8 protein-coding genes are annotated in these 12,387 nt (G+C 69.9%); 3 read left to right on the forward strand and 5 right to left on the reverse strand.

Annotated elements, in window-relative coordinates; translation table 11 throughout:
- Positions 1–15: 15 nt before the first annotated feature.
- Genes P1K89_RS20345 through P1K89_RS20365 form a run of 5 tightly spaced genes read right to left on the reverse strand, consistent with a single transcriptional unit; the run spans position 16 to position 8,322 of the window.
- A complete protein-coding gene (locus tag P1K89_RS20345; RefSeq protein WP_284618331.1) occupies positions 16–918 on the reverse strand; it encodes an NAD(P)-dependent oxidoreductase in 903 nt (300 codons plus the stop codon).
- A 54-nt stretch (positions 919–972) separates the two neighbouring features.
- Positions 973–2,772 carry an ABC transporter substrate-binding protein gene (locus P1K89_RS20350; protein ID WP_284618332.1) on the reverse strand — a complete coding sequence of 600 codons (1,800 nt, stop codon included), beginning with the start codon at positions 2,770–2,772 and terminating at the stop codon, positions 973–975.
- Positions 2,773–2,783: 11 nt separating this feature from the next.
- Positions 2,784–4,619 (reverse strand): ABC transporter substrate-binding protein, encoded by a 1,836-nt coding sequence (locus P1K89_RS20355; RefSeq protein ID WP_284618333.1) that lies wholly within the window; start codon positions 4,617–4,619, stop codon positions 2,784–2,786.
- Positions 4,616–6,457: an ABC transporter substrate-binding protein gene (locus P1K89_RS20360; RefSeq protein ID WP_284618334.1), complete on the reverse strand. Its 1,842-nt coding sequence runs from the start codon at positions 6,455–6,457 to the stop codon at positions 4,616–4,618. The genes P1K89_RS20355 and P1K89_RS20360 overlap by 4 nt, the downstream gene beginning before the upstream one ends.
- On the reverse strand, positions 6,454–8,322 hold the full coding sequence (locus P1K89_RS20365; protein WP_284618335.1) for an ABC transporter substrate-binding protein: 1,869 nt from the start codon (positions 8,320–8,322) through the stop codon (positions 6,454–6,456). The genes P1K89_RS20360 and P1K89_RS20365 overlap by 4 nt, the downstream gene beginning before the upstream one ends.
- A gap of 307 nt (positions 8,323–8,629) precedes the next feature.
- Between P1K89_RS20365 and P1K89_RS20370 the strand changes: the two genes are divergently transcribed.
- The 3 genes from P1K89_RS20370 to P1K89_RS20380 are packed head-to-tail and all read left to right on the forward strand — an operon-like array spanning position 8,630 to position 12,346.
- The gene (locus P1K89_RS20370) at positions 8,630–9,568 is read left to right on the forward strand and encodes an ABC transporter permease (RefSeq protein ID WP_284618336.1); all 939 of its coding nucleotides are present in this window, start codon (positions 8,630–8,632) and stop codon (positions 9,566–9,568) included.
- Complete coding sequence (locus P1K89_RS20375; RefSeq protein WP_284618337.1) at positions 9,565–10,641, forward strand: ABC transporter permease; 1,077 nt, start codon at positions 9,565–9,567, stop codon at positions 10,639–10,641. Before P1K89_RS20370 ends, P1K89_RS20375 begins: the two co-directional genes overlap by 4 nt.
- A 7-nt stretch (positions 10,642–10,648) precedes the next feature.
- Positions 10,649–12,346, forward strand: a complete 1,698-nt coding sequence (locus P1K89_RS20380; protein WP_284618338.1) for an ABC transporter ATP-binding protein — start codon at positions 10,649–10,651, stop codon at positions 12,344–12,346.
- Positions 12,347–12,387 lie beyond the last annotated feature (41 nt).

Raw genomic sequence — 12,387 nt, forward strand, 5'->3', positions numbered from 1 at the left:
CGGCGGCCGCTTGGATCAATAGCCTCGGTGGCGGTCGACGAGGTTGGGCAGCGGCCGGCCGGCATCCAGGCACGCCAGCCCGTCGACGAACTGGCGCGCGACGGTGGCGTGCGGCGACTGCGCCGCGATGTGCGGCGTGACCGTGATGCCGGGCACCGTCCACAGCGGGTCGTCGGCCGGCAGCGGCTCGCGCTGCTGCACGTCGAGCGCGGCACCGGCGAGGTGGCCGCTCTTCACCGCGGCGATCAGGTCGGCCTCGACGATGTGGCCGCCGCGCGCGACGTTGACGAGGTAGGCGCCGCGCGGCATCGCGGCGAAGGCCGCGGCGTCGAGCAGGCCGCTCGTTTCACGCGTCAGCGGCAGGGCGATCACGACGATCGGGCAGCGCGCGAGCAGCGTGTGCAGCGGCACGCCGCCGCGGCGCCAGGGCTCGACCTCGAAACCGAGCGCGCGCAGCGGCTCGGCGACCGCACGGCCGACCTCGCCCCAGCCGAGCATGCCGACGCGGTGGCGCGCCGCCGGCATCGGGTGGCGCGTCCACGAGCGCTCGCGCTGCAGCACCTCGTAGCGCGGCAGCTCGCGCGCATGGCGCAGCACCATCGCGGTGACGTACTGCGCGATGCCCAGTGCCTGCTCGGGGTCGACCAGGCGCGACATCGGCACCGCGGGCGCGAGGTCCGGCACCAGCAGCTTCTCGACGCCGGCGGCCATCGAGCAGACCCAGCGCAGGTTCGGCAGCCGGCCGGCGAGGCCCGGCGGAAAGCGCCAGCCGAGCACGATGTCGACCTGCGCGAGCTGCGCCTCGTCGAGGCTGCGGTGGTCGTTCAGCAGCGTGAGCTCGGGCGCGACCGCCCGCACGGCGTCGGCCAGCGCGGGCGACATGGAGGGGTCGGGCGGCAGCAGGAGAACGGTGTGCATGCGGCGGAGTGTGCCGCGCGCAGCGGGCCGTCGCTGTGCCGCGCGGGACAAGGGTCAGTGCGGATCGACGTCGAGGTAGTGGTAGACGTCGCGCATGAACGGATGCCGCCAGTAGTGCTGCACCCAGGGATGCACCAGGTCGGCCTGCAGGCGGTGGCCGTGCACCTTGTACGGCATGTAGGCGACGAGCATGTTCTTCGCCTCGTGCATCAGCGCCGCGCGCTCGGGGCCGTCGGGCAGGCGGCGCTGGCGCTCGTAGAGGCGGTCGTAGGCCGGCAGTGAGAAGCGCGCGTCGTTCGACTCGCTGGCGTTCGGGCCGTAGCCGATGCTGAGGAAGAAGCTGCCATCGGGCGACGCGGCGCTCCACGCGTAGCCCCAGATCTGCAAGGTGCCGGCGCGCGCGCGCTTGAGCATCTCGGCCCAGCCGGCGATCTCGAACTGCACGCGGATGCCGACGCGCTGCAGCGAGCGGTGCCAGATCTCGTTGCCGTCGCGCGCGGCCTGGTTCTGCAGCGCCGCGATGCGCAGGGTCAGCGGCCGGCCGTCGGGCAGCTCGCGCCAGCCGTCGCCGTCGCGGTCGACGTAGCCGTAGAGGTCGAGCAGCGCTCGCGCCTTCGCCGGATCGTGCTCGCTCATCTCGCTGCGGTAGGCCTCGTCGAAGCCCGAGGTGAACGGCGGGATCACCGACTGCGCCGGCACCGCAAGCCCGCCGCGAACCAGTCGCCGCCACTGCGCGCTGTCGTGCGCCAGCGCGATCGCGCGGCGCAACGCGACCTTCTCCGGCGCATTGCCGCCGACGACCGGGTCGTCGCCGTTGAAGAAGCTCATGCTCATGTCGGGCGCCTGGCTCAGGTCGAGCCGGATGCCGCGCTTGCGCAGGAAGGGCGCCAGCTCGCCGTTGGGCACGGCCAGCGCTCCGAAGCCGCCGGGCACCTCGATCGTGTCGAGCTGCCCGCCGAGGAAGGACAGCCACAGCGGCTGCTGCTCCTCGATGATGTGGAACTCCAGCCGGTCCACCAGCGGCAGCCGCCGGCCGGCCAGGCCGCGGGCGATGGCCCGGGCCTGCGGCACGTCGGCCGGTTCGCCCGCATACGGATCGCCGCGGTAGCTCGGCGAGCGCTCCAGCACGAGCAGCGAACCGCGGCGCCACGACACGAGCCGGAACGGGCCGGTGCCGACCGGGTGGCTGCCGATGTCGCTGCCGTAGCGCTCGACCACCTCGCGCGCGACCGCGCCGGTGAGGTAGGGATGCGCGAGGTTGTAGACGAAGCGCGGCGCCGGCTCGGCGAAGCGCAGCCGGAAGGTGTAGCGGTCGAGCGCGACCGCGCCCTCGACGGGCCGGTCGTAGTCGAAGGGCTTGCGCGACTTCAGCGCCTCGCGGCGCAGCTCGGACAGGCCGACGATCTTCGCGTCCTCGAAGAGGTAGAGGTCGCTCGAATTCCAGCGCGGGTCGTAGAAGCGCTTGATCGCGTAGACGTAGTCGGCCGCGATCAGCTCGCGCGGTTTCCCGCCAAAGGCCGGGTCGTCGGCAAACCGGATGCCGGGACGGATGCGCACCGTGATCTGCTGGCCGTCGGGCGTGATCTCCGGCATCGCGGCCGCGGTGGCCGGCTGCAGCGTCGTCGGCCGCGCCAGATAGTCGAAGCGCAGCGGCGCCTCGAAGATGCCGGCGAGCACCTGCGTGGTGTAGCGGCTGCTCTCGGTCTGGACCGGGTCGAGCTGGGTCTCGGTGGCGGCCAGGCCGAGGCGCAGGGTCTTCGGACCGGTGCCATTCGCGGCGGCCGGCGAACGCGCCGGCGCGGCGGCCGGCACGGCGGCGGCGGCGCTAGCGATCAGCGTCCGGCGTCGCAGCAAAGGCGTCGGCCTCAGCGCGCCGGGCGCTTCGAGTTGTCGATGTCGACCATGTGCCACCACTCGTTCCAGAACAGCGGGCGGCGGTAGCCGATGACCCACGGCTGCCAGAGGTCGGCCTCGAGGCGGTGCACGTGGTACTTCCACGGCATGTACGCGGCCGCCAGGCGCTTGGCCTCGAGGAACAGCGCCTCGCGCTCGGGGCCGTCGGGCAGCGCCAGCATGCGGTCGTAGATCTCGTCGAAGGCCTTCAGCTTGAAGCGGGCGATGTTCTGGCTGCCGGCCTCGGGGCCGTACAGACGCGCCAGCGACTGCTGGCCGTCCGGCGACGCGGCCGACGAGCCCAGCTGCCACATCATCAGCTTGCCGGCCCGCGCGGCCTTCAGGTTCTCCGGCCACTGGCCGGTGACGAAGCGCACGCGCAGGCCGATGTCCTCGAGGCACTTCTTCCACAGCTCGTCGAAGGTGCGGTTGCGCTGCTCCGGCTGCGTGGCCATCTCGAGCAGCAGCGGGCTGCCGTCGGGCAGCTCGCGGAAGCCGTCGCCATCGCGGTCGACATAACCGTACATGTCCAGCAGCGCCTTCGCGCGGGCCGGGTTGTAGTCGCTCATCTCGCTCTTGAAGGCCGGGTCGTAGCCGCTGGTGTGCGGCACCACCGGCGACTGCGCCGGCACCGCGGCGCCGCGGCGCACCAGCTGGATCTCGCGCTGCACGTCGTAGCCCAGCGAGATCGCCCGCCGCAACGCCACCTTCTCGGGCGTGTAGCCGCCGACGAGCGGATGCTCCATGTTGAAGAACGACACCCCGCTGTCGGCATTGACGTTCAGCACGCCGCCGATGCCCTTCTTCGCGAGGTGGGGCGCGAGCTTGCCGTTGGGCATCGCGATGTTGAAGAAGTCGCCCGGCACCGCATTGCCCTGCGTGGCCAGCAGGTCGATCTGGCCGTTGAGGAAGGCCAGCCAGCGCGGCTGGCTCTCGTTGATGATCGCGACATGCACCTCGTCGACCATCGGCAGGCGGCGCCCCTTGAAGCGCGCGGCCAGCGCCTGGCCCTCGGCATCATCGGCGTTGGGCTCGCCGTCGTAGAGCTCCTCGCGGAACTGCGGGTTGCGCTCCAGCACGATCAGCGAGCTGCGCCGCCACTGCTTGAGCCGGAACGGGCCGGTGCCGACCGGGTGCGCATCGATCTCGCTGCCGTAATGCTCGACCACCTCGCGCGCGACCGTGCCGAACAGGTCCGACGCCGCGAAGGTCTCGATCAGGCGGGGCCGCGGCTGCTCGACGACGAAGCGCAGGGTGTAGCGGTCGATCGCCTTCATGCCGTCGATCGGCTTGTCGTAGTCGAAGGGCTTCTTCTGCGCGATGGCCTCGTCGCGCAGCGCCTTCAGGCCGACGAAGCCCTGCGTGAGCAGGCCGCCGACGACCGGGCTCTTGTTCGCCGGGTCGGCAATGCGCTTCATCGAGTAGACGACGTCCTCGGCGACCAGCTCGCGCCGCTGGCCCTTGAAAGCCGGATCGTCGGCGAAGTAGATGCCGCGCTTGAGCTTGACGGTCCAGACCTTGAAGTCCGGCGAGACCTCGGGCATGCCGTCGGCGAGGGCGGGCTTGATCCGGACCGGGCGCGCGAGGTGGTCGTACTTGTAGGGCGCCTCGAAGATGTGGGGCGTCAGCGTGCGCGAGTAGATGTCGACGATCTTCGCCGGATCGAGGCTGGTCTCGGCGGACGCGAACGCCACGCGCAGGATCTTCCTGCCGCCGTCGCTGTTGCTGCCCTCGGTCGCCGCGGCCGCTGCCGCCGCGCCGAGCGCCGCGAGCAGCGAGATGCACAGTCGTCGCGTGAGTGTCTTCATGCCTTGCGTCTGTCGTGATCGATGTCGATGAGGTGCCACCAGTTCTGCCAGAACAGCGGCTTGCGATAGCCCACCAGCCAGGGGTGCAGCAGCTCGGCCTCGAGCCGGTGCACGCGGTGCTTCAGCGGCATGTAGGCGGCGCCGATGCGCTTGACCTCGTCGAACAGCGCCAGGCGCTCGGGCCCGTCGGCCAGGGCCTGGATGCGTTCGTAGACGCGGTCCAGCGGCGCATGCTGGAAGCGGGCGTAGTTCTGGCTGCCGATCTCGCTGCTGACGTAGCGCGCGACGGCGGTCTCGCCGTCCGGCGCCGCGGCCGACAGGCCGAACTGCCAGACCATGTACTTGCCGTTGCGTGCGGCCTTGAGGTTCTCGGGCCACTGGCCGATGGTGAACTTCACCCGCAGGCCCAGCGCGTTCATCGACTTCTGCCACAGCTCGTCGAAGATGCGGAAGCGCTGCTCGGGCTGGGTCATCATCTCCAGCTGCAGCGGCGAGCCGTCGGGCTGCTCGCGCCAGCCGTCGCCGTCGCGGTCGGTCCAGCCGTACATGTCGAGCAGCGCCTTCGCGCGCGCCGGATCGTGGTCGCTCGACTCGCACTTGAAGGCCGGGTCGTAGCCGACGGTGTGCGGCACCAGCGCCGACTGCGCGGGGATCGCCGCGCCCTTCCAGTAGGTGGCGATCTCGCGCTGCACGTCGTAGCCGAGCGACAGCGCGCGGCGCAGCGCGACCTTGTCGGGCGTGTAGCCGCCGACCACCGGATGCTCCATGTTGAACATGGTCAGGTGCACGTCGGCGTTGGGCACCAGGCGGCCGGAGATGCCGCGCTTGGCGAGGTGCGGCGCGAGCTTGCCGTTGGGCATCGCGATGCCGACGAATTCCTGCGGCAGCGCGTTCGAGTTGGTCGCCAGCGCGTCGATGCCGCCGTTCAGGAAGGTCAGCCAGCGCGGCTGGCTCTCGAGGATCACCGAGACCTGCACCTCGTCGACCAGCGGCAGCCTGCGGCCCTTCAGCCGCGCCAGGATCGCCTGGCCCTCGGCGTCGTCGGCCGCCGGTTCGGCAAACCAGCGTTCCTCGCGGAACTGCGGGTTGCGCTCGAGCACGATCAGCGACGCGCGCCGCCACAGCTTGAGCCGGAACGGGCCGGTGCCGACCGGATGCGCATCGATCTCCTTGCCGTAGAACTCGACCACCTCGCGCGCGACGGCGCCGTAGAGGTCGGGCGAGGCCAGCACCTCGAGCAGGCGCGGGCGCGGCTGCTCGGTGGTGAAGCGCACGGTGTAGCGGTCGATCGCCTTCATGCCCTCGACCGGCTTGTCGTAGTCGAAGGGCTTGTTGCCCTTGATCGCGTCGTCGCGCAGCGCCTTCAGGCCGACGAAGCCGTAGCCCAGCAGCGTGCCGACGGCCGGGCTCTTGTTGGCCGGGTCGTAGAAGCGCTTCATCGCGTAGACGAAGTCCTCGGCGACCAGCTCGCGCCGCCGGCCCTTGAAGGCCGGGTCGTCGGCGAACCAGATGCCGCGCCGGACGCGGATCGTCCAGACGCGGAAATCGGCCGACACCTCGGGCAGCGCCTCGGCCAGCTGCGGCTTGATCTTCACCGGCCGCGCGAGGTGGTCGTAGTCGTACAGCGCCTCGAAGATGTGCGGCGTGATCGTGCGCGAGTAGAGGTCGACGACCTTGGCCGGGTCGAAGCCGGTCTCGGGCGAGCTGAAGGCCACGCGCAGCACCTTGCGCGCGCCGTCGGCGCCGCCCTGGGCGGCCGCGAGAGTCGGCTGCGCCAGGCCCGGCGGCAGCGCCAGCCCCAGCGGCGAGGCCAGCAGCGCGCGGCGCAGCGGTGTCACTTCGCGGTGCGCCGCTTCTGCTCGGCGCTGTCGATGTCGATGTAGCGCCAGAAGTCGCGCACGAAGACGTTGCGCTGGTAGCCCTGGATCCACGGATGCGCCAGGTCGGTCCACACCCGGTGCACGTGCACCTTGTAGGGCATGTAGGCGATCATCAGCTTCTTCTGGCGCTCGATCATCTCGGCGCGCTCGGGCGTGTCGGGCAGGATGCGCTGGCGCTCGTGCAGCGCGTTGTACTCCGGCAGGTCGAAGCGCGCATGGTTGGCCTGGCCCTTGTTCGGGCCGTAGCCGAGCTCGAGGAAGCTGTTCGCGTCGGGCGTGCCGGCCGACCAGCCGACACCCCACATCATCAGCTTGCCACCGCGCGAGGCCTTCAGCTGCTCGGGCCACTTGGCGATCTTGAAGTCCATGCGCACGTTGATCGCGTCCATGTTCTTCTTCCACTGGTCGTTCAGCTGGCGCGACTGCTGGTCAGGCTGCGTCGAGTACTCCAGCACCAGCGGCTTGCCGTCGGGCAGGTCGCGCCAGCCGTCGCCGTCCTTGTCGACGTAGCCGTGCATGTCGAGCAGCGCGCGGGCCTTCGCGCGGTTGAACTCGCTCATCTCCGACTTGAACTCGGGGATGTAGCCCCAGGTGTTGGGCCCCACCGGCGACTGCCCCGGAATCGCCTGGCCGCGGCGCACGATCTGGATCTCGCGGTCGATGTCCACGGCCAGCGCGATCGCACGGCGCAGCGCCACCTTGTCCGGGGTGTAGCCGCCGACCACCGGATGCTCCATGCCGAAGTACGACACCGAGACGTCGGCGCGCGGGTAGCGCTCCATCGTGATGCCCTGCTTCGCGAGGTTGGGCGCGAGCTTGTTGTTGGGAATGATCTGGCCGGCGAACTCCGCCGGCATCTCCTCGAGGAAATCGAACTCGCGGTTCAGGAAGGCCAGCCAGCGCGGCTGGTTCTCCTCGACGATGGAGACCTCGACGCGGTCGATCAGCGGCAGCCTGCGGCCCTTGAACTGGCGTGCCACCGCCTGCAGGTCGGCGCGCTCGGGCGGCGGCGTCTCGTCGTAGAACACCTCGCGGTAGGTCGGGTTGCGCTCGAGCACCATCTTCGACGAGCGCACCCACTGCGTCAGGCGGAAGGGGCCCGTGCCCACCGGGTGCTCGCCGATCTTGTCGCCGTAGTGCTCGACCACCTCGCGCGCGACCGCGCCGGTGAACGACGGATCGGCCAGCTGGTAGAGGAAGCGCGGCTGCGGCTCGTCGAAGCGGATCTGCAGCGTGTAGCGGTCGAGCGCGCGCAGGCCCGCGACCTCGCGGTCGTAGTCGAAGGGCTTCTTGGCGGCGATGAGTTCCTTGCGCAGCTCGGACAGCCCGGCGATCTTCGCGTTCTCCAGGATGTAGAGGTTGCCGCTGCGCCAGCGCGGGTCGTAGTGGCGCTTGATCGCGTAGACGTAGTCGGCCGCCACCAGCTCACGCTTCTGGCCCTTGAAGGCCGGGTCGTCGGCGAAGTAGATGCCCGGCTTGATGCGCAGCGTGATGGTCTTGAAGTCCTCCGACACCTCGGGCATCGCCGCGGCGGTGGCCGGGCGCAGCTGGTAGGGCCGCGCCATCCACGCGAACTCCAGCAGCGGCTCGTAGATGCTCGCGACGATGGTGCGCGAGTACAGGTCCGTGATCTGCGGCGGATCGAAGGCCGTCTCGGCGATGCGGAAGGCATACCGCAGCACCTTCTGCGACGGCGCGGCGGCGGCGATCGTCGGCGCGGAAGCCGGCGCGGTCGCCGGTGCATCGGCCGCCGCCGCGGGCAACGCGGCGGAGAAATACAGCATCAGACTCGTGGTCAGCGCCAGGAGCGGGGTTCGGCTCATTGCGGCAGGGGGCACGCAGGCCCAGGGTGGGGGCGGCGCGCGGACAGCGGATGAAAGAGCGCCGAGTCTAAGACGGCGCACCGCCCGATGGCATCGCGGAAAGCCCGGCTGCGCGCAGCCGGGCTTCGGCGAAGCCAAAGCCCGCCCGGCCGCCTAGAGCCACCCGCCTAGACAAGTGCCCCGGCACGGGGTTTGCGATAGGCCGGTCGGGTATCCGGGGCCCCCTACACTCCCGCATCCCGAAATTGGGGAGGTCCGGCCACGAGCCGGTGCCCCTTCCCATCGTGTCTTTTGGAGCTTCAGCGTCATGGTGGCCTACCTGATACGACGCCTGTGGCAAATGATCCCCACATTGATCGGGGTCGTGCTGCTGGTGTTCGTGCTGTTTCACTTCTTCGGTGGCGATCCCGCCGAAATCCTCGGCGGCCTGAATGCCACGGCCGAGCAGATCGCGGCGATCCGCCAGCAGCTGAAGCTCGACGAGCCCTGGTACGTGCAGCTGTGGATCTTCGTCAAGCAGATCGCCACGTTCGACTGGGGCCGCAGCTGGGCCACCAATGAAGCAGTGAGCAACCTGTTCGCGACGCGCCTGCCCGCGACGCTGACGGTGATGATCCCGATCCTGCTGCTGGACACGCTGCTGGCGATCCCGATCGCGCTGGGCGTGGCCTACGTGCGCGGCTCGCTGACCGACCGTGCGCTGATGGTGATCACCACCGTCGCGCTGTCGATCAGCTTCCTCGTCTACATCATCGTCGGCCAGTACCTGTTCGGCTTCCAGCTCGGCTGGTTCCCGGTGCAGGGCTGGAGCGATTCGACCTGGACCAACCTGACCACCTACGTGCCGCTGCCGGTGCTGCTGGCGGTGATGGTGGGCGTGTCGCCGCAGACCCGGCTGTACCGCAGCTTCTTCCTCGACGAGCTCGGCCACGACTACGTGCGCACCGCGCGCGCCAAGGGCCTGACCGAGCGCACCGTGCTGTTCAAGCACGTGCTGCGCAACGCGATGATCCCGATCCTCACCAACGTCGGCCTGGCGCTGCCGTCGATCTTCGTCGGCTCCTTCCTGATCGAGGTCTTCTTCTCGATCCCCGGCCTCGGCCGCGAGGTGCTGCTGGCGGTCAACCGCAGCGACTATCCCGTCATCCAGGCGACCACCATTTACCTGGCCGTGCTGACGATGTTCATCAACCTGACGACCGACATCCTCTACAAGGTCGTCGATCCGCGAGTCGTACTCAAATGAGCGCCGTGCTTCCTGCGCCGGCGGCGCCCGTCGGGACCGCCCCCCGTTCCGAAGGTGTCTGGCATGCCGCGTGGCGCCGCTTCAAGGGCGACCGCGTCGGCCTGGTGTCGATGCTGATCGTGTTCGGCTTCCTGCTGATGATCCTGCTCTCGGGCCTGAACATCGTGGCCAGCAACTGGCAGCGCGAGGTCGGCGTGGCCAACGCGCCGCCGACCTTCGTCGGCCCGAGGCCGCCCGAGGCCACCGGCGCCATCGCCACGCCCAAGGGTCCCAACGTCGACCTGTCGGCGGTGGATCCGCTGGCACCGCGCTACAAGGAATGGGAAGAGCGCGCCGCGAAGCTCAAGAGCACCGACACCGTGAAGGCCGAGACGCTGCCCTTCGGCGGCGACCGCCTGGGCCGCGACGTGCTGTCCAAGGCCATCAAGGGCACGCAGGTGTCGGTGGCCGTCGGCGTGCTGGCCGCCGTGTTCGCCACGCTGCTCGGCACCCTGCTTGGGGCGCTGTCGGGCTTCTTCGGCGGCAAGATCGGCGACTTCCTCGAGTGGCTCTACACCGTCTTCACGTCGATCCCCGGCATCCTGCTGATCTTCACGCTGGCCGCGGTGCTGAACCGCGCCGACGCGGTGATCCCGCGCGGCATCTGGACCATCGTGATCATCCTCGGCCTGGTCGGCTGGACCGACCTGTACAGACAAGTGCGGGCCGAGTTCATCAAGCACTCGACGCGCGAATACGTGCGCGCGGCCGAGGCCATCGGCGCGTCGACCACGGCGCGCATGTTCCGCCACATCCTGCCCAACGTCAGCCACGTGGTGCTGGTGCGCATGTCGCTGCTGGTGGTCGGCTTCATCAAGAGCGAAGTGATCCTGTCCTACCTGGGCCTCGGCGTGCCGATCGACCAGGTCAGCTGGGGCACGATGCTCGCCGAATCGCAGGCCGAGCTGATCCTCGGCCACTGGTGGCAGCTGGCCGCCGCGACCGCCTTCATGGCGGTCTTCGTGACCGCGTTCTCGCTGATGGCCGATGCCTGGCGCGATGCGCTCGACCCCAAGCTGCGCGGCGCGGAGTGAACCCCTCATGTTGTTGAGCATTCAAGACCTCAAGGTCGCGTTCCGCCTCGGCGATCGCGGCAGCAAGACGTTGGCGCATGCCGTCAGGGGCGTCAGCTTCGACATCCCCGAGAACTCGACCGTCGCGCTGGTCGGCGAATCCGGTTCAGGCAAGAGCGTCACCGCGATGAGCGTGCTGAACCTGCTGCCGGACAACGCGCAGCGCGAAGGCCGCATCCTCTACCAGGGCCGCGACCTGCTGCAGGCCTCGCTGCCCGAGCTGCAGGGCCTGCGCGGGCGCGAGATCGCCTGCGTGTTCCAGGACCCGATGAGCTCGCTGAACCCGGTGTTCACCGTCGGCCAGCAGCTGTCCGAGCCGCTGATGAAGCACATGGGCCTGTCGGCGCGCCAGGCCATCGAACGCGCCGAGGCGCTGCTCGGCGAGGTCGGCATCCCGGAACCGAAGCGCCGGCTGAAGTCGTACCCGCACGAGATGTCCGGCGGCCAGCAGCAGCGCGTGATGATCGCGATGGCGCTGGCCTGCGAGCCCAAGCTCTTGATCGCCGACGAGCCGACCACCGCGCTCGACGTCACGATCCAGCGCCAGATCCTCGAGCTGCTGGCCAAGCTGAAGACCAAGCACCGCATGAGCGTGCTGTTCATCAGCCACGACCTGGGCGTGGTGGGCGAGATCTCCGACCACGTCGTCGTGATGCGCCACGGTGTCATCCGCGAGCAGGGCCCGGTCGAGCGCATCTTCTCGGCGCCGCAGGACGCCTATACGCGCGCGCTGCTGGCCTGCCGCCCCAGCCTGACCGACATCCCGGCGCGGCTGACGGTGATCGACGAACACATCGCCGCCCAGGCCGGCAACGGCGCGGCGCAACGGGTCGCGAAGGCGAAGGACCCGGCCGCGCCGGTGGTGCTGGAGGTCCGGTCGCTGGCCAAGAGCTTCTGGCTGCGCGAAGGCCTCTTCGGCAAGCGCGAGTTCCGCGCCGTGCGCGACGTCAACTTCCAGCTGCGCAAGGGCCACACGCTGGGCGTGGTCGGCGAGTCGGGCTCCGGCAAGACGACGATGGGCCTGACCCTGCTGCGCCTGCACGAGCCGACCGGCGGCGAGGTGATCTTCGACGGCAAGAACCTGCTGAAGATCAGCGATGCCGAGCGCCAGCAGATGCGCCGGCGCATCCAGATCGTGTTCCAGAACCCGTACGCGTCGCTGAACCCGCGCTTCACGATCGGCCAGACGCTGGTCGAGCCGATGTCCATCCACGGCATCGGCGCCTCGACCGCCGAACGCGAGGCGCGCGCGCACGCGCTGCTGAACAAGGTCGGCCTCGACGCCTCGGCCTTCGGCAAGTACCCGCACGAGTTCTCCGGCGGCCAGCGCCAACGCGTGGCGATCGCCCGCTGCCTGACGCTGGACCCGGAAGTGCTGGTGCTCGACGAAGCCGTCAGCGCGCTCGACGTCTCGGTGCAGGCGCAGGTGCTGAACCTGCTGCGCGACCTGCAGGACGAGCTCGGCCTGTCCTACGTCTTCATCAGCCACGACCTCGCGGTAGTGCGCTTCATCAGCGACGAGGTGCTGGTGATGAAGGATGGCGAGGTCGTCGAGCAGGCCAGCGCGCAGCAGATCCTGGCCGCGCCGCAGCAGGAGTACACCAAGCGCCTGCTGGGCGCGGTGCCGCGGGGCTGGTCGCCCGACCGCGCAGCGGTCACGGCCTGAGCCCGCGGGCAGCGGCCACGGCCTGAAGGGCGGCGGCCACG

Source organism: Aquabacterium humicola (assembly GCF_030167915.1).
GTDB classification, from domain to species: Bacteria; Pseudomonadota; Gammaproteobacteria; order Burkholderiales; family Burkholderiaceae_C; genus Pseudaquabacterium; species Pseudaquabacterium humicola.

Excerpts from the sequence above, each read along its gene's own strand:
- P1K89_RS20345 (WP_284618331.1), bottom strand. The coding sequence starts at position 918 with ATGCACACCGTTCTCCTGCTGCCGCCCGACCCCTCCATGTCGCCCGCG.
- P1K89_RS20355 (WP_284618333.1), bottom strand. The coding sequence starts at position 4,619 with ATGAAGACACTCACGCGACGACTGTGCATCTCGCTGCTCGCGGCGCTC.
- P1K89_RS20365 (WP_284618335.1), bottom strand. The coding sequence starts at position 8,322 with ATGAGCCGAACCCCGCTCCTGGCGCTGACCACGAGTCTGATGCTGTAT.
- P1K89_RS20370 (WP_284618336.1), top strand. The coding sequence starts at position 8,630 with ATGGTGGCCTACCTGATACGACGCCTGTGGCAAATGATCCCCACATTG.
- P1K89_RS20375 (WP_284618337.1), top strand. The coding sequence starts at position 9,565 with ATGAGCGCCGTGCTTCCTGCGCCGGCGGCGCCCGTCGGGACCGCCCCC.
- P1K89_RS20380 (WP_284618338.1), top strand. The coding sequence starts at position 10,649 with ATGTTGTTGAGCATTCAAGACCTCAAGGTCGCGTTCCGCCTCGGCGAT.